15 protein-coding genes are annotated in these 20,681 nt (G+C 58.7%); 7 read left to right on the forward strand and 8 right to left on the reverse strand.

Annotated elements, in window-relative coordinates; all coding sequences use genetic code 11:
• Nucleotides 1-45: 45 nt before the first annotated feature.
• A complete protein-coding gene (gene maeB / locus ACMGGQ_RS14890; protein WP_045406103.1) occupies nucleotides 46-2,325 on the reverse strand; it encodes an NADP-dependent oxaloacetate-decarboxylating malate dehydrogenase in 2,280 nt (759 codons plus the stop codon).
• 289 nt (nucleotides 2,326-2,614) lie between these two features.
• Between maeB and tal the strand changes: the two genes are divergently transcribed.
• Complete coding sequence (tal, locus tag ACMGGQ_RS14895) at nucleotides 2,615-3,565, forward strand: transaldolase (RefSeq protein WP_045909457.1); 951 nt, start codon at nucleotides 2,615-2,617, stop codon at nucleotides 3,563-3,565.
• A gap of 19 nt (nucleotides 3,566-3,584) precedes the next feature.
• Complete coding sequence (gene tkt, locus ACMGGQ_RS14900; RefSeq protein ID WP_420290221.1) at nucleotides 3,585-5,573, forward strand: transketolase; 1,989 nt, start codon at nucleotides 3,585-3,587, stop codon at nucleotides 5,571-5,573.
• Between the two features lie 318 nt (nucleotides 5,574-5,891).
• On the opposite strand, the gene ACMGGQ_RS14905 is transcribed toward tkt, so the two are convergent.
• The 3 genes from ACMGGQ_RS14905 to aegA all read right to left on the reverse strand — a co-directional run bounded on the left by ACMGGQ_RS14905 (nucleotide 5,892) and on the right by aegA (nucleotide 9,676).
• Entirely contained in the window at nucleotides 5,892-6,935 is a 1,044-nt protein-coding gene (locus tag ACMGGQ_RS14905) for a DUF1176 domain-containing protein (protein WP_048226171.1), read from the reverse strand.
• A 101-nt stretch (nucleotides 6,936-7,036) separates the two neighbouring features.
• The gene (nudK, locus tag ACMGGQ_RS14910) at nucleotides 7,037-7,630 is read right to left on the reverse strand and encodes a GDP-mannose pyrophosphatase NudK (protein ID WP_048029618.1); all 594 of its coding nucleotides are present in this window, start codon (nucleotides 7,628-7,630) and stop codon (nucleotides 7,037-7,039) included.
• Between the two features lie 66 nt (nucleotides 7,631-7,696).
• The gene (gene aegA, locus ACMGGQ_RS14915) at nucleotides 7,697-9,676 is read right to left on the reverse strand and encodes a formate-dependent uric acid utilization protein AegA (RefSeq protein WP_343666371.1); all 1,980 of its coding nucleotides are present in this window, start codon (nucleotides 9,674-9,676) and stop codon (nucleotides 7,697-7,699) included.
• 152 nt (nucleotides 9,677-9,828) lie between these two features.
• On the opposite strand from aegA, the gene narQ reads away from it, so the two are divergent.
• On the forward strand, nucleotides 9,829-11,523 hold the full coding sequence (narQ, locus tag ACMGGQ_RS14920; protein ID WP_343666372.1) for a nitrate/nitrite two-component system sensor histidine kinase NarQ: 1,695 nt from the start codon (nucleotides 9,829-9,831) through the stop codon (nucleotides 11,521-11,523).
• 142 nt (nucleotides 11,524-11,665) lie between these two features.
• Nucleotides 11,666-14,779 carry a multidrug efflux RND transporter permease AcrD gene (gene acrD / locus ACMGGQ_RS14925; protein ID WP_420290222.1) on the forward strand — a complete coding sequence of 1,038 codons (3,114 nt, stop codon included), beginning with the start codon at nucleotides 11,666-11,668 and terminating at the stop codon, nucleotides 14,777-14,779.
• Nucleotides 14,780-14,888: 109 nt separating this feature from the next.
• On the opposite strand, the gene ypfM is transcribed toward acrD, so the two are convergent.
• Entirely contained in the window at nucleotides 14,889-14,948 is a 60-nt protein-coding gene (ypfM, locus tag ACMGGQ_RS14930; protein ID WP_015572204.1) for a protein YpfM, read from the reverse strand.
• 387 nt (nucleotides 14,949-15,335) lie between these two features.
• Here ypfM and ACMGGQ_RS14935 point away from each other — a divergent pair, with 387 nt between their 5' ends.
• Genes ACMGGQ_RS14935 through ACMGGQ_RS14945 form a run of 3 tightly spaced genes read left to right on the forward strand, consistent with a single transcriptional unit; the run spans nucleotide 15,336 to nucleotide 17,046 of the window.
• Nucleotides 15,336-15,686 (forward strand): ArsC family reductase, encoded by a 351-nt coding sequence (locus tag ACMGGQ_RS14935; protein ID WP_023294259.1) that lies wholly within the window; start codon nucleotides 15,336-15,338, stop codon nucleotides 15,684-15,686.
• 10 nt (nucleotides 15,687-15,696) lie between these two features.
• Nucleotides 15,697-16,824, forward strand: a complete 1,128-nt coding sequence (dapE, locus tag ACMGGQ_RS14940; protein ID WP_023294260.1) for a succinyl-diaminopimelate desuccinylase — start codon at nucleotides 15,697-15,699, stop codon at nucleotides 16,822-16,824.
• A gap of 24 nt (nucleotides 16,825-16,848) precedes the next feature.
• The gene (locus ACMGGQ_RS14945) at nucleotides 16,849-17,046 is read left to right on the forward strand and encodes a YpfN family protein (RefSeq protein WP_008501627.1); all 198 of its coding nucleotides are present in this window, start codon (nucleotides 16,849-16,851) and stop codon (nucleotides 17,044-17,046) included.
• A 38-nt stretch (nucleotides 17,047-17,084) separates the two neighbouring features.
• Here the strand turns inward: ACMGGQ_RS14945 and ypfH are convergent, their stop codons facing one another.
• The 3 genes from ypfH to ACMGGQ_RS14960 form a co-directional block, all read right to left on the reverse strand.
• Complete coding sequence (gene ypfH / locus ACMGGQ_RS14950) at nucleotides 17,085-17,780, reverse strand: esterase (RefSeq protein WP_045908585.1); 696 nt, start codon at nucleotides 17,778-17,780, stop codon at nucleotides 17,085-17,087.
• 73 nt (nucleotides 17,781-17,853) lie between these two features.
• Nucleotides 17,854-19,800, reverse strand: coding sequence for a tRNA(Met) cytidine acetyltransferase TmcA (locus ACMGGQ_RS14955; RefSeq protein WP_420290223.1), 1,947 nt, complete (start codon nucleotides 19,798-19,800; stop codon nucleotides 17,854-17,856).
• Nucleotides 19,800-20,666 (reverse strand): neutral zinc metallopeptidase, encoded by an 867-nt coding sequence (locus ACMGGQ_RS14960; protein ID WP_126289279.1) that lies wholly within the window; start codon nucleotides 20,664-20,666, stop codon nucleotides 19,800-19,802. The genes ACMGGQ_RS14955 and ACMGGQ_RS14960 overlap by 1 nt, the downstream gene beginning before the upstream one ends.
• Between the last annotated feature and the right edge of the window lie 15 nt (nucleotides 20,667-20,681).

Below are 20,681 nucleotides of genomic sequence, written 5' to 3' on the forward strand. Positions count from 1 at the left end.
GTGCAGTTCCCTCTCCCCTATGGGGAGAGGGTTAGGGTGAGGGGTTTACAGCGGCTGCGTCTGCGCCTCAACCACCGCCAGCGCCACCATATTCACGATACGGCGCACGGAGGCAATCGGCGTTAACACATGCACCGGTTTTGCCACGCCCATCAGCACCGGTCCTACGGTCACCCCTTCAGAGCTGGAGACGCGCAGCAGGTTATAGCTGATACGCGCCGCTTCCACGTTCGGCATAATCAGGATATTTGCCGAACCCTTCAGCGGGCTGTCCGGCATACGTTCGTTACGGATGCTCTCCACCAGCGCCGCATCGCCGTGCATTTCCCCGTCAATCATCAGCTCTGGCGCGCGCTCGCGCACCAGCGCCAGCGTCTCACGCATTTTGCACGCCGCCGCCGATTTAGACGAACCAAAGTTAGAGTGCGACAGCAGCGCCACCTTCGGTTCGATACCAAAGCGACGCACGGTCTCGGCGGCCATCACGGTGATCTCCGCCAGCTCGTCCGGGGTGGGATCGTCGTTAACGTAGGTATCGGCAATAAAGGTGTTGCCGCTCGGCAGCAGCAGGGCGTTCATCGCCCCGGCGGTGTGCACGCCGTCGCGATAGCCGAAGATCTCCTGCACCACGCTGAAGTGCTCGTGGTAATCGCCGATGGTGCCGCAGATCAGCGCATCCGCCTCGCCGCGATGGACCATGATCGCGCCGATCACCGTCGTGTTGCTGATGACGGCTTTCTGCGCCTGCTCCTGGGTGATCCCCCGACGCTTCATGATCGCGTAGTATTCACTCCAGTACTCTTTGAAGCGCGGATCGGATTCGTTGTTGACGATCTCGAAGTCGACGCCCGGCTTAATCTGCAGGCCCAGCTTCTGGATACGCATTTCGATCACGCTCGGACGACCAATCAGAATCGGCTTCGCCAGGCCTAAGGTGATCAGCTCCTGAGTGGCGTGCAGCACGCGCGCCTCTTCCCCTTCCGCCAGCACCACGCGCTTGGCGTCGGCGCGCGCCTGAGAGAAGATCGGCTTCATGAACAGGTTCGTTTTATAGACAAACTCGGTGAGTTTATCGACGTAAGCGTCGAAATCCTCAATCGGACGCGTCGCCACGCCGGAATCCATCGCCGCTTTGGCCACCGCAGGGGCAATTTTGACAATCAGACGCGGGTCGAACGGTTTTGGAATGATGTAGTCCGGGCCAAAGCTCAGATCCTGATCGCCATAGGCTGAGGCAACCACTTCGCTCTGCTCGGCGTGGGCCAGCTCCGCGATGGCGTGCACGGCGGCAAGCTTCATCTCTTCGTTGATTGCCGTCGCGCCGACGTCCAGCGCGCCGCGGAAGATGAACGGGAAGCAGAGCACGTTGTTGACCTGGTTCGGGTAGTCGGAACGCCCGGTACAGATAATGGCATCTTCACGCACCGCTTTCGCCAGCGGCGGCAGAATTTCCGGTTCCGGGTTGGCCAGGGCCAGGATCATCGGCGCGCGCGCCATCTTCTTCACCATCTCCTGGGTCAGGACCTTCGGACCCGAGCAGCCGAGGAAGATATCCGCGCCGTCGATCACGTCCTCAAGCGTACGTTTACCGTCGTCTTCTACCGCATACGCCGCTTTGGTTTCCGCCATGTTTGGCTCGCGGTCTTTGTAAATCACGCCCTTGGAGTCGCAGACCACAATGTTGTGTTTCTGCATCCCCAGCGCCACCAGCAGGTTCATACAGGCGATGGCCGCGGCGCCTGCGCCCGACACCACCATGCGCACGTCGGAGAGATTTTTCTCCACCACGCGCAGGCCGTTGAGAATGGCGGCGGTGCTGATAATGGCCGTACCGTGCTGGTCGTCATGGAACACGGGAATGTTCATACGCTCGCGCAGCTTCTGCTCGATATAGAAACATTCCGGCGCTTTAATGTCTTCCAGGTTGATCCCCCCGAAGGTCGGCTCCAGCGCGGCCACCACGTTGATAAATTTGTCAGGATCGAGCTCGTCCACCTCGATATCAAACACGTCGATACCGGCGAATTTCTTGAACAGCACCCCCTTGCCTTCCATCACCGGCTTACCGGCCAGCGCGCCGATGTTACCGAGACCCAGTACCGCCGTGCCGTTAGAGATCACGGCAACAAGGTTGCCACGCGCGGTATATTTGTAGGCCGCCAGCGGATCTTTTTCGATTTCCAGACACGGGGCCGCTACGCCCGGCGAATAGGCCAGCGCCAGATCGCGCTGGGTTGCCAGCGGTTTGGTTGGGGAGACCTGAATTTTGCCCGGGACAGGGAACTCGTGAAAATCGAGGGCACTCTGTTTCAACTGCTCATCCATCTTATTTATCCTTTCACGTATCGGTCAAAAGGGTGACGAAAGCGATCCGGTTGCACACCCTGGTGTGCCGCCTAGTATCGCCTCAGACCGCCTCCTAAACTTTGAAGGCTGCCAAACTCTCACCATCACACATTAAAAATTGTTATCAATTTATAACAGCCATGTTACCCGTCTCAAAAGCAATGCCTCCCCCGTCTGCTATGCTTTTTTGTTAAGTCCATCATGATTTTTCCAGAAGTGTGAACTAACGCACTCATCTAACTCTTTTATTTCCAAGGAGTAATCATTTATGAACCAGCTAGACGGCATCAAACAATTCACCACCGTGGTAGCCGACAGCGGCGATATCGAGTCGATTCGTCACTACCAGCCGGAGGATGCGACCACTAACCCTTCGCTACTGCTCAAGGCAGCCGGGCTTGCCCATTTTAGTCATCTGATTGATGACGCCATTGCCTACGGTAAGCAGCGCGGGAAAACGCAGGAGCAACAGGTCGCCGAAGCCAGCGACAAGCTGGCGGTTAATTTTGGTGCGGAAATTCTTAAAAGCATTCCGGGCCGCGTCTCGACCGAAGTCGACGCCCGCCTCTCGTTCGATAAAGAAAAGAGCATTAACAAAGCGCGTCGTCTGGTGGAACTCTACCAGGAGCAGGGGATCGATAAATCACGCATTCTGATCAAGCTGGCGTCGACCTGGGAAGGCATCCGCGCCGCAGAGGTGCTGGAAAAAGAGGGGATTCACTGCAACCTGACGCTACTGTTCTCCTTTGCCCAGGCGCGCGCCTGTGCCGAAGCGGGCGTGTTCCTGGTGTCACCGTTTGTAGGCCGCATCTACGACTGGTACCAGGCGAAACAGCCGATGGATCCGTACGTGGTGGATGAGGACCCGGGGGTGAAATCGGTGCGCAATATTTACGACTACTACAAACAGCATCGCTACGAAACCATCGTGATGGGGGCCAGCTTCCGACGTACCGAGCAGATCCTTGCCCTGGCAGGCTGTGACCGCCTGACCATCTCCCCTAACCTGCTCAAAGAACTACAGGACAAAGAAGAGACGGTGATCCGCAAGCTGGTGCCAACCTCTACCGTTCTGCCAAAACCGAAAGCCATGACCGAAGCGGAGTTCCGCTGGGAGCACAATCAGGACGCAATGGCCGTGGAAAAACTGGCGGAAGGTATCCGTCTGTTTGCCGTCGACCAGCGCAAACTTGAAGATCTTCTCGCTGCCAAACTTTAACCTTGCCACGGAGTGAACTATGTCCCGTAAAGAGCTCGCCAATGCCATCCGCGCCCTCAGCATGGATGCCGTGCAGAAAGCCAATTCCGGCCACCCCGGCGCACCGATGGGCATGGCCGATATTGCCGAAGTGCTGTGGAATGACTTCCTGAAGCACAACCCGAATGACCCCACCTGGTACGATCGCGACCGCTTTATTCTCTCCAACGGTCACGCCTCAATGCTGCTCTACAGCCTGCTGCACCTTTCCGGCTACGATCTGCCGCTTGAGGAGCTGAAAAACTTCCGCCAGCTTCACTCCAAAACCCCTGGGCACCCGGAGATTGGCTATACGCCGGGCGTGGAGACCACCACCGGGCCGCTCGGTCAGGGGCTGGCCAATGCGGTTGGACTGGCGATTGCCGAGCGTACGCTGGCGGCACAGTTCAACCAGCCGGACCATGAGATTGTCGACCATTACACCTACGTGTTTATGGGTGACGGCTGCCTGATGGAGGGGATCTCGCACGAGGTCTGCTCCCTGGCGGGCACTCTGGGGCTGGGCAAGCTGATCGGGTTCTACGATCACAACGGCATCTCCATCGACGGGGAAACCGAAGGCTGGTTCACTGACGACACGGCAAAACGCTTCGAGGCCTACCACTGGCACGTGGTGCATGGGATCGACGGCCACGATCCTGAGGCGGTAAAAAAAGCGATTCAGGAAGCGCAGAGCGTGAAGGACAAACCGTCTCTGATTATCTGCCGCACGGTTATCGGCTTCGGCTCACCAAACAAGGCGGGCAAAGAAGAGGCGCACGGCGCGGCGCTGGGTGACGAAGAAGTGGCGCTGACCCGCCAGAAGCTGGGCTGGAAATACCCGCCATTTGAAATCCCGAAAGAGATCTACAGAGCATGGGATGCCCGTGAAGCGGGTGAAAAAGCCCAGCACGCCTGGAACGAGAAGTTTGCCGCCTACAAAAAAGCGCACCCGGATCTGGCCGCCGAGTTTTCCCGCCGCATGAGCGGCGGTCTGCCGGAGGACTGGGACGATAAAACTCAGGCGCTGATTGAAAACCTGCAGTCCAACCCGGCCAAAATCGCCACCCGTAAGGCGTCGCAAAACACCCTGAATGCTATTGGCCCTCTTCTCCCTGAGCTGCTGGGCGGCTCGGCGGATCTGGCACCGAGTAACCTGACCATCTGGTCGGGCTCGAAATCGCTGAAAGAAGACATTGCCGGGAACTATATCCACTACGGCGTGCGCGAGTTCGGGATGACCGCGATCGCCAACGGCATCGCTCACCACGGCGGCTTCGTGCCCTACACCGCCACCTTCCTGATGTTCGTCGAGTACGCCCGTAACGCGGCGCGCATGGCAGCGCTGATGAAGGCGCGGCAGATTATGGTCTATACCCACGACTCCATCGGTCTGGGAGAAGACGGCCCCACCCACCAGGCGGTTGAACAGCTGGCGAGCCTGCGCCTGACGCCAAACTTCAGCACCTGGCGTCCCTGCGATCAGGTCGAAGCGGCGGTGGGCTGGAAGCTGGCGGTAGAACGCCATAACGGCCCGACGGCACTGATTCTGTCACGCCAGAACCTGGCGCAGATAGAGCGCACGCCGGAGCAGGTGAAAAACATCGCTCGCGGCGGCTATATCCTGAAAGACAGCGGCGGCAAGCCGGACGTGATCCTGATTGCGACCGGTTCAGAGGTGGAAATCACGGTGAAAGCGGCGGAGAAACTGACCGCCGAGGGCCACGCGGTGCGGGTCGTCTCCCTGCCTTCCACGGATATCTTTGACGCCCAGGACGAGGCGTACCGGGAATCGGTCCTGCCGTCCAGCGTCACGGCGCGCGTGGCGGTGGAGGCCGGTATTGCCGACTACTGGTACAAGTATGTCGGGCTCAAAGGAGCGATTGTGGGCATGCGGGGCTACGGTGAGTCCGCCCCTGCCGATAAGCTGTTCCCGTACTTCGGCTTTACCGTTGAGAACGTGGTGGAGAAGGCGCTGAGCGTGCTGTAGTGCGGCCTGCGTTGCCGGGTGGCGCTATCGCTTACCCGGCCTACGGCTCGGTTTTTTGTAGGCCGGGTAAGGTGAAGCCGCCACCCGGCACATTGCCACAGACCGCATGATTCGTAGGCCGGGTAAATCGAAGCCACCACCCGGCACATTGCCACAGACCGCAAGATTCGTAGGCCGGGTAAGGCAAAGCCGCCACCCGGCACATTGCCACAGACCGCAAGATTTGTAGGCCGGGTAAGGTGAAGCCACCACCCGGCACATTGCCACAGGCCGCAAGATTCGTAGGCCGGGTAAGCGACTGCGCCACCCGGCAAAAAGCTACCGCGTGATCCACAGCGTGGGCCAGGCGTCTGGCCCGTTCCAGTTATCGCAGCTGGGTTCCTCAGCATAACGCACCAGGCGGAAACGCTGGCCGTCAAACCGCCAGCGCGTCTGGAACCCACAGTCGCCCATACCGCGCCCCAGCGAGAGCGTGGTCAGCTCGCGCGTCTTCTCATCAAAGCTGGCGTTCATCAACTCTATTTCGCTGCTGTCGCTTGACGGCGTAAACGGCAGACGCAGCCTGACGCTGCGGGCAGAGAATGGTTTTTTACGTGACACCAGCCACGCCAGATCGACGGTGTTATAGGCCCCCGCCTCGCAGCTGACGATCAGCAGCGCCTTGTCATCGGTTAACGCGGTGACGCGCACTTCCCGGCGGTTAGGATCCAGCGAGCACTGGCTGCTGTTCATCCTGCCGGTGCCATAATCCAGCAGGTCGTTCAGTTCGGCATGGGAAAGCGGTGTTGGGGTAGGATTAACGGTCGCCACCTTTTTCAGGGCGGGTGCGGGCGGTACGCTTAACGGCGGATCGTCACCTTTTCTGATCCACGCGGTTTCACTGCCCACGCGCTTTTGCTGCGCATCAATGAACAGCAGCGCGGCTTTCAGACCGCTCAGAGAAATCACCTGCTTACCGCCGCGAAGGGTCAGGGCCTTCCCTTCCTGGATATTTTTCAGAAAGGCGGTGATGGTGGTCGCATCGTCCGTTTTCAGATGCCAGGGCGTGAGCTGCCAGCGCTGTTTGTCCAGCTTCAGGGGAACATTATCCAGCAGCAGTCGGGGGGCAATCTCAGGCTCTTTCACGGAAGGCGTATCAAGCCCGCCGAGATCGATACGCAGCGTGGCATCCGTTTTCGCCCCGGCGCTTCGGGTGAGCGTCATGACCAGACCACGGTGTTCGCCCGTGTTGCGGGCAAGGCAAAAGTTCTGGTTATTGCAGGTCACCTGCCAGTCAGAAAAGGCTTGCTGCGCGGGTGCAGCCCGCACCTGCGGCGCGAGGAGCACATAAAACAGGGAAAATAAAAAGACGCTGTAGCGCATGAATGGCACAATCCCGGAACGAAAACGCGTAACTGGGCAGTATCTTCGTGTTCCCGCCGGGGTTGCTCAATCGGATTTATCAGATATACCCGAAAAACAGGCTATATCCGTTCGAAAGGGGTATTCATCAGCCCGGTCGTCTGTAAATACTGCAGTAATATCACCGCCTTACCATCCCTGATTTCGCCTGAACGCACCATCTCCAGCGCCCGGGCAAAAGGAAGCTCCAGCACTTCGATATCTTCATCCTCTACGCCGCCGCCCCGGTGAGTGCGCTGCGCGTCGCTGTATTCCGCGATGAAGAAATGGACGATTTCCGTCACGCCGCCCGGCGACATAAACAGCTCGAAGACCTTTTTGACTTCGCCCACTTCGAAGCCGGTCTCTTCGACGGCCTCTTTGCGGATGCAGACTTCCGGCTCATCGTCATCGAGCAGGCCCGCGCAGGTTTCAATCAGACGTCCGTCCGGGTTGCCATTGACCCATGTTGCCACCCTGAACTGGCGGATCAGCACCACGCTCTGCTTTTCACGATTATAGAGCAGGATAGTTGCCCCGTTGCCGCGGTCGTAGACCTCGCGCCTGTGGCGGATCACTTCACCGTTGTTACGCGTCAGATCGTAGGTGATGTTACGCAGGACAAAGTAGTTTTCAGAGAGAATTTTGTCTTTGATAACGTCTATTTTCAGGGTCATACGGGCTCCACGACACAATGAGTCGTCCTATACTACGCCGTGAATCCCGCTTTGTCGCCCGCCGGATTAATGATGCTGTGGCGCATTACCTCCCAGCCAGTCGAGTATCCCTTGCGCGGCATGACGTCCTTCCGCCATCGCGGTCACCACCAGATCCGCGCCGCGTACCGCATCGCCCCCGGCGAAGATCTGTGGGTTGGTCGTCTGGTAACGGTAGCGGCTCTCAACCGAGGCCACGATCCGTCCCCAGTCGTCCGTTTCAACCCCCTGCGCCTGCAGCCAGGGCATCGCGTGCGGATTAAAACCAAACGCCATGATGACCGCATCCGCGGCCATCACAAACTCGCTGCCCGCCACCGGAACGGGCCGACGCCGTCCCTGCGCATCCGGTTCACCGAGCACGGTTCGCAGCATCCGGATACCGTTGACCTTACCGTTCGGATCCAGCGTCAGCTCAACCGGCTGAACGTTAAACTCAAACGCGGCCCCCTCTTCTCTGGCGTTCTTCACCTCTTTCTTCGAGCCTGGCATGTTGGCCTCATCCCGACGATAGGCGCAGGTGACGTTTGCCGCCCCGTGGCGTAACGCAGTGCGGACGCAGTCCATCGCGGTGTCGCCTCCGCCCAGCACCACCACGTTCAGGCCACGGGTGTCGATGAACGGTTCGCTGGCCGTCGCCTCCAGCCCCATAACATGCCGCGTGTTGCCCACCAGGAAAGGCAGCGCGTCGTAGACCCCTGGCGCGTCCTCGTTCGGGATACCCGCCTTCATCGAACGATAGGTTCCCACCCCAATAAACAGGGCGTCGTAATCGTGCTTTAGCTGTGACATCGACACGTCCTGGCCCACCTCGCAGTTCAGCTCGAAGCGGATCCCCATCGCGGTAAATATCTCTCTGCGCCGCGCGAGCAGCGATTTGTCGAGCTTAAATGCCGGGATGCCAAAGGTCAGCAAACCGCCGATCTCCGGATGCCGGTCATAGACCGTCACGCTCACGCCGTGGCGCGCCAGCACGTCGGCGCACGCCAGCCCGGCGGGCCCCGCGCCGACAATCGCGACACGTTTACCTGACGGCGTGACGGCGGACATATCCGGCCGCCAGCCCATCGCCAGCGCCCGATCGGCGATATAGCGCTCAATGTTGCCGATGGTCACGGCGCCCGCCGCTTCACGCAGCGTGCAGGCACCCTCGCATAGCCGGTCCTGCGGACAGACGCGGCCGGTAATTTCAGGTAAACAGTTGGTCTGATGAGAAAGCTCAGCCGCGCCGGTGATATCCCCCGCGTTGAGGCGCTCAATCCACTGCGGAATGTGGTTGTGCAGCGGGCAGGTCCATTCGCAAATGCTGTGCTCGCCGCACTTCAGGCAGCGCGACGCCTCGCGGGCGGCCTGTTCGGCCCGGAACGGCAGGTAAATTTCGTTAAAATGGCTCACGCGTTCGACGGCAGCCAGCTTATCGGGCTCGCCGCGGGGCGCCGTCGCCTGCATCTGTAGCAGTTTGGTACGCGGCGCGTCCACGCTGACGGCCTCCGCATCATGCCAGGGTTGCGCCTCCAGGCAGGCCGTGCGCTGTCGGCGCGATTTCGCCAGATTATCCAGCACGACAGGCGTCGCCAGGGAGAGGACATCTGCGGGGCAATTTTCGATACAGGCCGGGCCGTGTGGACGCGTCAGGCAGAGATCGCATTTATTCGCCGAGGCCTTCACGCTGCCATTGTCGAGCGGGGTGACGATAATCTCCATCGTGCCAAACGGGCAGGCCACCACGCAGGCCTTACAGCCGATACATTTTTGTTGATTCACCTGTACGCTGTCATCGCATTTGCTGATGGCACCGTTCGGGCAGCTTTGCGCGCAGGGTGCATTTTCGCAATGATGGCAGGTCACCGGGCGGCTCTTCTCGCCGGATCTCAGGACCGTGATACGGGGATGAAAATGGCGCTCGCTCAGGACATGCTGCTCATCGTTGTGCGCCATCACGCAGGCCACTTCGCAGGCGCGACACCCAATGCACTGCTGGCTGTTAGCCATAATAAAACGATTCATAACCACACCTGTTTTTGGTTCAATAACCTTTCTCTTTATAAGAGTATGGTATTTACGCATCACGGTGCGATCGGGCAATGTTCAAATGCCCTGAACGCCCAATTATTTCCAGTGAACCTGTGGCAGATCAATTTTATTCAGAGAGCCGTTCTGTGACCGTTAAACGACCCGTTTCCGGAAGCCTTGCCTGGGCTTTCTTTTCGATCATTGCCCTATCCGTGCTCAGCAGCACCGTCGCGCTGCTGACGCTGGCCAGCAGCCAGCGCGATGCCGAAGCCATCAACATCGCTGGCTCACTGCGCATGCAGAGCTATCGTCTGGGCTACGAGATGCAGCGCAACAGCCCTTCCCTTGCGGCACATCGTGAGAGCTGGCAACAGACGCTCGGCGCGCCTGCCCTGCAGAAGCTGAACCGCTGGTACGTCCCGGACAATGTGAAAGCACGCTATCAGCAGCTGCATGTGGCCTGGCAGGAGATGGATGCGCGCATCGCCCGCGGCGACAGCGCGTGGTATCAACGTAATATTGAAGATTTTGTCGGCCGCATTGATGCCTTTGTGCTCGCCCTCCAGCACTACACCGAACACAAAATTCAGACGGTCACCCTGCTTTCGCTGGCTGGCGCACTCGGGATCCTGCTGCTGACGCTGTTTACCCTGCGACGCATCCGTCGTCAGGTGGTGCTGCCGCTGAATAACCTGGTGGCGGCCAGCGAACGCATTGAGCGCGGCGAATTTGCCACTCCTGCGCCGGATAGCGCCCTGCCGAACGAGCTGGGCCAGCTTTCGCGCGCCTTTAACCACATGTCAGCCGAGCTCGATACGCTCTACCGTTCGCTCGAAGCCTCGGTTGCGGAAAAGACGCGGCACCTGCACGAAGCCCACCAGCAGCTCGACATGCTGTTCAAGTGCTCGCAGGCGCTCAATACCGGCCAGATAGACAGCCACTGTTTCCGGCATATCCTGCAGATTGTCCATGACTATACGCAGATGAATTATCTGGAACTGCGCACCAGCGACGACTGGCGGCTGTGTGAAGGGACGGAGGCTGAGGGTATCCCTCTGCAAAACCTGCCGGTACTGATGCAGGACACGCTCTATGGCGAGCTGCGCTGGCAAAGCGAGGCGGACAGCGTCCCCCTTCCGCTGATGAGAAGCGTGGCGACCATGCTCGGACGCGGGCTGTACTTTAACCAGGCGCAAAAGCATTACCAGCAGCTGCTGCTGATGGAAGAGCGCGCCACCATTGCCCGCGAGCTGCACGATTCGCTGGCGCAGGTGCTGTCGTATCTGCGCATTCAGCTTGCGCTGCTCAAACGCGCCGTGCCGAAAGAAAATACCCAAGCGCAGGCCATTATCACCGACTTCTCCCGCGAGCTGAACAATGCCTGGCAGCAGTTGCGCGAGCTGCTGACTACCTTCCGACTGACGCTGAACCATGCGAATTTACCCGCGGCGCTGCAGGAGTCCCTCGACGTGCTGCAGAGTCAGACGCAGGCGAAACTGCATCTCGACTGCCGCCTCTCCTCGCTGGCGCTGGACGCGCAAAAGCAGGTGCATTTGCTGCAGATCGTGCGTGAGGCGGTGTTGAACGCCATTAAGCATGCGCAGGCGAGCGAAATCACCGTCAGCTGCGTGACCGCAGCGGACGGTACGCACAGCGTCAGCATTCGCGACAACGGCATCGGGATTGGCGAAGCCAGCGAGCCGCCGGGACATTACGGGCTGAACATTATGCGCGAACGCGCGCAGCGGCTAGGAGGAGTGCTGCTCTTTTCACAGCCGCAAAACGGCGGCACGCTGGTCACCGTGACGTTCCCGGCGCCCGCGCCGTTAACGGGTAAATAACGGTAAAGAGGGAAGCGCAGGGAAAAGCGCATGATAATTTACACTATCTCCTTTATTTCTCCACGTTTGACCTGGGCCTTACCGCTAAAGTTATGCGGGCAATAAACAATAATGACGTGCAGCAAAACGAGGTCACACTTTCATGGCGAATTTTTTCATCGATCGCCCCATTTTTGCCTGGGTGCTTGCCATCCTGTTGTGTCTGACAGGCGTCCTGGCGATTACTTCACTTCCCGTTGAGCAATACCCCGACCTGGCACCGCCGAACGTGCGCGTCACCGCAAACTACCCCGGCGCGTCGGCACAGACGCTGGAAAATACCGTGACGCAGGTTATCGAGCAGAACATGACGGGTCTGGATAACCTGATGTACATGTCCTCGCAAAGCAGCGCCACGGGACAGGCGACGGTCACCCTGAGCTTTAAGGCGGGCACCGACCCGGACGAAGCGGTGCAGCAGGTCCAAAACCAGCTGCAGTCGGCCATGCGCAAGCTGCCCCAGGCGGTGCAAAACCAGGGCGTGACCGTGCGTAAAACCGGCGATACCAACATATTGACCATCGCGTTTGTCTCGACAGATGGCTCGATGGATAAACAGTACATCGCGGACTACGTCGCCAGTAATATTCAGGATCCCATCAGCCGGATTAACGGCGTCGGGGATATCGACGCCTACGGCTCACAATACTCCATGCGTATCTGGCTCGATCCCAATAAGCTGAACAGCTACCAGATGACGGCAACCGACGTGACGGATGCTATCAAAGCCCAGAACGCCCAGATTGCCGTAGGGCAACTGGGGGGAACGCCTTCCGTTGATAAGCAAGCCCTGAACGCCACCATTAATTCGCAATCCCTACTGCAGACGCCGGACCAGTTCCGCAATATCACCCTGCGCGTGAATCAGGACGGGTCGGAAGTGCGTCTCGGCGATGTCGCCACGGTGGAAATGGGGGCGGAGAAATACGACTACCTGAGCCGCTTTAACGGCAATCAGGCCTCCGGTCTGGGGATTAAGCTGGCCTCCGGCGCGAACGAAATGGCGACGGCAAAACTGGTGTTAGACCGTCTGGACGAGCTGTCGCAGTATTTCCCGCACGGGCTGGAGTACAAAGTCGCCTATGAAACCACCTCCTTCGTAAAAGCCTCCATTGAAGACGTGGTGAAGACTCTGCTCGAAGCCATCGCGCTGGTGTTCCTGGTCATGTACCTGTTCCTGCAAAACTTCCGCGCGACGCTGATCCCCACCATTGCCGTCCCCGTGGTGCTGCTGGGGACCTTTGCGGTGCTCTACGCCTTCGGGTACAGCATTAATACCCTGACGATGTTTGCGATGGTGCTGGCAATCGGCCTTCTGGTGGATGATGCCATCGTGGTGGTTGAAAACGTCGAGCGCATCATGAGCGAAGAAGGGCTCTCTCCGCGCCAGGCGACGCGCAAGTCCATGGGGCAAATTCAGGGGGCGCTGGTCGGGATTGCGATGGTGCTGTCGGCCGTCTTTATCCCGATGGCCTTCTTTGGCGGCACCACCGGGGCGATTTACCGCCAGTTCTCGATCACCATCGTCTCGGCGATGGTGCTCTCGGTGCTGGTCGCGCTGATCCTCACCCCCGCGCTGTGCGCCACCATTCTGAAACCGCTGCACAAAGGAGAGCATCACGGGCAGAAAGGGTTCTTCGGCTGGTTTAACCGCATGTTCAACCGCAACGCCGCGCGCTATGAATCTGCCGTTGGTCGCGTACTGCACCGCAGCCTGCGCTGGATGATGATTTACGTTGTGCTGCTGGGCGGCATGGTCTGGCTGTTCCTGCACCTGCCCACCTCGTTCCTGCCGATGGAAGACCGGGGGATGTTCACCACCTCGGTGCAGCTTCCGAGCGGCGCAACGCAGCAGCAGACGCTGAAAGTGGTGCAGAAAGTGGAACAGTACTTCTTCACCAAAGAGAAAGATAACGTTGTGTCGGTCTTCTCCACCGTCGGCTCCGGCCCGGGTGGTAACGGGCAGAACGTCGCCCGCATGTTTGTTCGCCTGAAGGACTGGGACGAGCGCGATACCCGGACGGGCACCTCGTTTGCCATCATCGAACGTGCGACAAAAGCCTTTGCGCACATCAAAGAGGCGCGCGTCTTTGCCAGCAGTCCGCCGGCGATAAGCGGGCTGGGCAGTTCCGCCGGGTTCGATATGGAGCTGCAGGATCACGCTGGTGCGGGCCACACGGCGTTGATGGCGGCACGCGATAAGCTGTTAGCGCTGGCAGGCAACGATCCTGGCCTGACCCGCGTTCGCCATAACGGCCTCGACGACAGCCCGCAGCTTCAGGTGGATATCGACCAGCGTAAGGCGCAGGCGCTGGGCGTCTCGATCAACGATATCAACGACACCCTGCAAACGGCGTGGGGGTCGAGCTATGTGAATGACTTTATGGATCGCGGCCGCGTGAAAAAAGTGTATGTCCAGTCCGCCGCGCCGTTCCGCATGCTGCCGGATGATATTAACCGCTGGTTTGTCAGAAATAATGCTGGCGGCATGGTGCCGTTCTCCGCCTTTGCCAGTTCGCACTGGGAGAGCGGATCGCCACGCCTGGAACGCTATAACGGCTATTCTGCGGTTGAAATCGTCGGGGAAGCCGCGCCGGGCGTCAGCACCGGTACCGCCATGGACACCATGGAAAAACTGGTGCAACAGCTGCCCGCCGGTTTTGGTCTCGAGTGGACGGCCATGTCTTACCAGGAGCGTCTCTCAGGGGCGCAGGCCCCCGCCCTTTACGCGCTCTCGCTGCTGGTGGTCTTCCTCTGCCTTGCCGCTCTGTATGAGAGCTGGTCGGTCCCGTTCTCGGTCATGCTGGTCGTGCCCCTTGGGGTTATCGGTGCGCTGCTCGCGACCTGGATGCGCGGCCTGGAGAACGATGTTTACTTCCAGGTGGGCCTGCTCACCGTCATTGGGCTATCGGCGAAAAACGCCATTCTGATCGTTGAGTTTGCCAACGAGATGAATGCCAAAGGCCACGAGCTGATGGCCGCCACGCTGCACGCTTGCCGTCAGCGCCTGCGTCCAATCCTGATGACGTCACTGGCGTTTATTTTTGGTGTGCTGCCGATGGCGACCAGCACTGGCGCAGGTTCCAGCAGCCAGCATGCCGTCGGCACGGGGGTGATGGGGGGCATGATTTCGGCCACCATCCTGGCCATTTACTTCGTTCCGCTGTTCTTTGTGCTGGTGCGTCGCCGCTTCCCGCTAAAGGAACGTCCTGAGTAAGTGGTTGAAATAAAAAAAGGCGGCTTTATCGGCCGCCTTTTTACTGTGTGATTAATTCACACTATGGTTATTTTACTTATTTTAGTGCTCTTGCAATTCTTACTGAATGTCATTTACGAAGCATGCCTTCGATAAAATCTTTCCAGTTCCCCAGTTCACGTTCAATCATAACAACCTCTCTTATTATTATGCGCATTCTACAAAAACGTACCATCATTGTGAAGACTATTTAACCAATTGCTGTGATTGTACCCCACGTCCTGCGGGGATTTATGATAAATATGAACGGAGAGCCCTCAATTTTTTGTGACGGCCAGCAATATTTTGAAATAACCCTACGAACGGGTGAGTTTTATTTTATTGGCTGAGTTTATTGGGTTTTTAAAGTTTATGGACATCTATGCTTAAATGATGAAAGAATATTCAGCGTACAGTTGTGAGTCGAATTAAGCAGGCGCATTAATCCAGACAATTCCTGAATGTGTTATATTCCACTTAAGGATATATCTTCGAATTTACTGAACATTTAATTATCAGAACATCAAAAGGATTCACCATGGTTGTGATGTACGGCATTAAAAATTGCGACACCATCAAAAAAGCCCGCCGCTGGCTGGACGCTAACAGCGTAGAGTACCGCTTCCACGATTACCGTGCCGATGGGCTCGATGCAGAATTTCTGCATAGCGCTATTCGCGAACTGGGCTGGGAAGCCCTGCTGAACACCCGCGGTACCACCTGGCGTAAACTGGACGACTCTCTGCGCGCCAGCATCAAAGATGCCGACAGCGCGGCAAAACTGATGCTCGAGATGCCGGCAATTATCAAACGCCCATTGCTCTGCGCGCCAGGGCAGCCTATGCTGCTGGGTTTCAGTGAAACCCTTTATTCCGACTTTTTTCGTTGAGGTGTAGTTTATGTCATGCCCGGTCATTGAGCTGACTCAGCAGCTTATTCGCCGTCCTTCCCTTAGCCCGGACGACGCAGGTTGTCAGGCTCTTATGATTGAACGCCTGCGCGCCATCGGTTTTACCGTTGAACGCATGGATTTTGGCGATACCCAGAACTTCTGGGCGTGGCGCGGACAGGGCGAAACGCTGGCCTTCGCCGGGCATACTGACGTCGTTCCCGCCGGTGATGCGGATCGCTGGATTAACCCGCCGTTTGAGCCGACCATTCGGGATGGCATGCTGTTTGGTCGCGGCGCGGCAGACATGAAAGGCTCCCTGGCGGCGATGGTCGTGGCGGCAGAGCGCTTTGTGGCGCAGCATCCGAACCACAAAAACCGTCTCGCGTTTTTGATCACCTCTGACGAAGAAGCCAGCGCGCACAACGGTACCGTAAAGGTCGTTGAAGCGCTGATGGCACGCAACGAGCGTCTCGACTACTGTCTGGTCGGTGAGCCGTCCAGCACCGAAGTGGTGGGTGACGTCGTCAAAAACGGACGCCGTGGCTCGCTGACCTGTAACCTGACCATTCACGGCGTTCAGGGCCACGTTGCTTACCCACATCTGGCCGATAACCCGGTTCACCGCGCCGCGCCAATGCTGAGCGAGCTGGTGGCGATTGAGTGGGATAAGGGTAACGAGTTCTTCCCGCCGACCAGCATGCAGATTGCGAACGTCAAGGCCGGGACCGGCAGCAATAACGTGATCCCGGGGGATTACTTCGTCCAGTTCAACTTCCGCTTCAGCACGGAACTGACCGATGAGATGATCAAGGCGCGCGTTATCGCCCTGCTGGAAAAATATCAACTGCGCTACACCGTGGAGTGGTGGCTTTCCGGCCAGCCGTTCCTGACGCAGCGCGGCAAACTGGTGGATGCGGTGGTGAACGCCATCGAGCACTATAATGAAATTAAGCCACAGCTGCTGACAACGGGTGGTACCTCAGACGGACGCTTTATCGCCCGTATGGGTGCTCAGGTTGTCGAACTGGGGCCAGTGAACGCAACCATTCATAAAATAAATGAGTGTGTCAATGCGGCAGATTTACAACTGCTGGCCCGTATGTATCAACGTATTATGGAGCAAATCGTCGCCTGACGAACGCTCTGAGAGGAATAGCGAATGGATTGGCTTTCAAAGTACTGGTGGGTTCTGGTGTTGGTTTTTCTGGTCGGCGTACTGCTTAACGTGATTAAAGACCTTAAGCGCGTGGACCATAAAAAATTTCTCGCCAACAAACCGGATCTTCCCCCGCACCGTGATTTCAACGACAAGTGGGACGATGACGACGACTGGCCGAAGAAAGACCAGAAGAAGTAACCGGTCTGTATCCCCTCTCCTGTGGAGAGGGGATAACCTCACATAAACTCAACAATATCATCGTTATCCGGCTTACCGCCGCTGAGCGCTTCATCAAAGTAGTGCTTCGGTACGGTATAGCGTAAACGATCGAGCGCAAACTGCATGCTGCGGTCGTCAATGGCGTGGCCCAGATCGTCAACGATATCCAGCGTCACATCCCCACCTTCCCGAATCAGCGCTTCCTGGGCAGCAACCGCATGCGAGAGTTCAATCACCCGGTCTTCACCGCCGTGGATTAAGTGGATCGTGGTCTGCGTGGTTGCGCTTGTCGGTAACGTCGCAAAACGGCCGTTAAACGCGATCACCCGTGACACAAGACCTGGCTGCGCCTTTACGCTTTCCAGCGACATGATTGACCCCTGCGAGAAGCCAATCAGCGCGGTCGCATCGGCTCCTACGCCGCTCTGCTGCTGCCAGTAGCGAACGACCTCGATAAAGGTCGGCATGATGGCATCAATGCGCGCCTGACGGTTCTCTTCCGTCACGCCCTGAACCGAGAACCACTGGCGCCCGTTCGGGCCGCATGGCTCTACGCCCCCGATGCTGACAATCAGCGCGTCGGGGAAAACGGGCGCAAACCAGCTGCCAATCTGCCCCATATTGACGGCATTATCGCCAACCCCATGAAACAGAAGCAGTAACTGTTTAGCCGGTTTGTCAGGGCTTTGAACAACAAAATGGTCATGTTTCATGGTGGTCTCCTTAATAGATGACCTGGATTCTACGCCTCCCGGCGGGAATGACCATGCCACTTTACTGAAGAAGTCATTGAAAAAATTGCCATTGCAAAATGGCTTCCTTCAACTGCTGGCAGCGGGGATAATCAAGACTTTCAAGCGCTTGCGCGGTTTCACTGCGCAGCTTGGCCAGCAACGCTTTTCGCCCGACCTCATCCGTTTTCCCTGCCATTTTCCCCCGCAGGGCCGGAAGCGGCATATCAACGGTGAGCAACAACCGCGTCAGCGCAGCAACCGAGGTTGAAAACGCGCGATGGGCAAAAGCAAACCCCGCCAGCTCCCGCCAGTCATCACTATTAAGGGTAGCTTCCCAGCCGTCGTCCACCGGGATCTTTTCACCGTTCCAGGCCGACAGGACGCGCATATCCCGGCACAAACGCTGATGTTCCTGCGCGCACAGCCGATGCCCTGCCTCGCTCAGCGGCAGCAGCGCCATCGCCGTGTAGCAGCCGCTGCTGGCTTCCCGATGGCTCCCCATCCGCACCAGCACAAACCCGCACCGCTGCCAGAAATGCCACAGCTCGTCGGTGTAGCCAAAACTCACCGACAGATAATCTTCCCCGCGGGCGCTACGGATAAGCCGTTGCCCGATGCCTTCCCGCTGGCGCAGGGGGTGAACCGCAATGCGGCTAACCCGTCGCCCTTTCAGCGTCGCCGCAAGCGGAGAGCCGCCGTGCGCCGCCAGGGACTGCGCCACGAGATTCCCGCGTGGACGCCGGTATCCTGCCCACACGGCGCGGCTAAGCTCAGGGGACAACCCGCCCTCTTCCACCAGCCAGAGCGCGCCTGCAATCTCTGCCTCCGTCCCGGCAACAGCAAAGTGCTGGCCGGGCGCGTCCATCATCCGGCGTAAATCGAGCGGTGACGTGCGGTAGTGTGCCGCACACAGCAGTTCATAAACGCTTGCCACGCGTGCCGGGTCGCTCTCCCACATCCGCGGCGCCAGCGGCGTTATACGCACGTCGCCTTCCGGTTTGCGGTCGATAAGCGCATCATCAAATAACAGAGCATTCGCCACGAACCGCTCAAGCGGACATCCGGCAGCCCAGCGAATGGGGGTCGATAAGGCATAATGCCGCAATCCGCTAAAACGGGCGCAGAACTTCAGCAGGAAACCCCTGCCCGTCCCTTCATAGCCCTGCACCGTGGTGGTTAACACTACGCGCGGAAAGCGCGTGACCAGCTTTTCCAGCAGCGGGCCCGGGATGGCAGCAGCTTCATCGACAATCAGCCAGTCGGCCTGCAGCGCGGAGGCCAGCAGCGCATCCGGGGCCATAAAGTGGAAATGCTCGCCCGCAAAGCGCGCAATGACATCCGTTGCCCCTTTAGCCGGTGCCGTGACCACCGCACGCCCCTGAATGCTACTGAGCAGCATCCCCGCCAGCGCTGACTTTCCGCGCCCGCGCGGTGCCGTTACGGCTGCGATGCCCGCAGGCATGGTCAGAAGCGCGTCGAGGATCTCCGCCTGCTCGCGCTGCGGTGCGCCGCTGGCAGGCTGCCAGGCGGGTAATTCCGGCGCAACGGGAACGGACAAGGGACGATGCTGTTGCCAGACAATCGCATCCGAATCGGCGGCAAGCGTCCGGCAGAAGTGGTGCACAAAGTGTGGAGTGGCGATCGGCTCAGCGCTGTCGCTCCAGCGCAAAGAATCGCTGTCTGGCCTGTCGGCCCAGTCAGCAAGTGGAGGAACCAGCAGTACCAGGAGGCTTCCGGCGCGCAGCGTTCCGCTGAGCGCGGCGAACGCTGAGACGTCAAACCCGGCGCGCGCGTCAAAGACAGCATGCCGATATTCGCGTCCCAGCAGTCCGCTGAGGGCTTTTGAGGGATTATCATCCAGCCACAGCCAGTCTCCCGGCAGGGTATTACGCAGGTCAGTCGCCTGACTCAACGTCCACTGCGCCTCGCCGCTGAGCACCACCAGCCGACGATGGCCGGTGCGCTCAAGCTCGCGTATCAGCTGATCAAACGCCAGCATTACATCGCTTTGCCGAAGGTATTACACTGCGCCGGGTCGCCGCTGTCGAAACCGCGTTTAAACCAGCTGTAGCGCTGCTGTGAGGTACCGTGGGTGAAGCTGTCCGGCACGACGCGCCCCTGGCTCTGCTGCTGAAGACGGTCGTCACCGATCGCCTGAGCGGCATTCAGCGCCTCCTCAAGATCGCCGGATTCCAGCACGCCCTGCTGCTGCATACTGTGGCCCCAGACGCCCGCGAAGCAGTCCGCCTGCAGCTCCATTTTGACGGACAGGCGGTTCACTTCCGCCTGAGACGCATTTTGCTGGAGCTGGCGCACTTTTGGCTCAATCCCCAGCAGCTTTTGCACGTGATGGCCGACTTCATGCGCGATCACGTAGCCCTGGGCAAAATCGCCGTCAGCGCCAAGCTTGCGTTTCATGTCATCGTAAAAGGAGAGATCGATATAGACGGTGCCGTCCGCCGGGCAGTAGAACGGCCCCATCACGGACTGTCCGGTACCGCATCCGGTGCGGGTGGCGCCCCGGTACATCACCAGCTTTGGCTGCTGGTAGGTACGCCCCATCTTCTCAAACAGCTGACCCCAGGTGTCTTCCGTTGTGGCGAGGATCACGGAGGTAAATTTGGCCGCTTCATCTTCATTCGGGCTGATGGAGCGCTGAGAATGCTGCTGTTGCAGCGGCTGACCGGTCATTAACCCGGTGAGATCGACGCCGTAATACCCCGCGACCAGCACCACTATCAGCAGAATGATACCGCCCTTGCCGCTGGGTAAGCGGAAGCCGGGTCCCCCCATGGAAGGACCGCCGCCGCCATCACTGCGTCTGTCTTCTACATTGTCACTTTCACGACGCCCTTGCCAGCGCATAACCACCTCGAACTA

The sequence above is a fragment of the Enterobacter sp. BNK-13 genome (assembly GCF_048685015.1).
Classification (GTDB): domain Bacteria; phylum Pseudomonadota; class Gammaproteobacteria; order Enterobacterales; family Enterobacteriaceae; genus Enterobacter; species Enterobacter quasiroggenkampii.

Coding starts and splice junctions, on each gene's coding strand:
- tal (WP_045909457.1), top strand. CDS start 2,615: ATGAACCAGCTAGACGGCATCAAACAATTCACCACCGTGGTAGCCGAC.
- ACMGGQ_RS14935 (WP_023294259.1), top strand. CDS start 15,336: ATGGTTGTGATGTACGGCATTAAAAATTGCGACACCATCAAAAAAGCC.
- maeB (WP_045406103.1), bottom strand. CDS start 2,325: ATGGATGAGCAGTTGAAACAGAGTGCCCTCGATTTTCACGAGTTCCCT.
- nudK (WP_048029618.1), bottom strand. CDS start 7,630: ATGACCCTGAAAATAGACGTTATCAAAGACAAAATTCTCTCTGAAAAC.
- ypfH (WP_045908585.1), bottom strand. CDS start 17,780: ATGAAACATGACCATTTTGTTGTTCAAAGCCCTGACAAACCGGCTAAA.
- ACMGGQ_RS14905 (WP_048226171.1), bottom strand. CDS start 6,935: ATGCGCTACAGCGTCTTTTTATTTTCCCTGTTTTATGTGCTCCTCGCG.
- aegA (WP_343666371.1), bottom strand. CDS start 9,676: ATGAATCGTTTTATTATGGCTAACAGCCAGCAGTGCATTGGGTGTCGC.
- ACMGGQ_RS14945 (WP_008501627.1), top strand. CDS start 16,849: ATGGATTGGCTTTCAAAGTACTGGTGGGTTCTGGTGTTGGTTTTTCTG.
- ACMGGQ_RS14955 (WP_420290223.1), bottom strand. CDS start 19,800: ATGCTGGCGTTTGATCAGCTGATACGCGAGCTTGAGCGCACCGGCCAT.
- tkt (WP_420290221.1), top strand. CDS start 3,585: ATGTCCCGTAAAGAGCTCGCCAATGCCATCCGCGCCCTCAGCATGGAT.
- acrD (WP_420290222.1), top strand. CDS start 11,666: ATGGCGAATTTTTTCATCGATCGCCCCATTTTTGCCTGGGTGCTTGCC.
- dapE (WP_023294260.1), top strand. CDS start 15,697: ATGTCATGCCCGGTCATTGAGCTGACTCAGCAGCTTATTCGCCGTCCT.
- ACMGGQ_RS14960 (WP_126289279.1), bottom strand. CDS start 20,666: ATGCGCTGGCAAGGGCGTCGTGAAAGTGACAATGTAGAAGACAGACGC.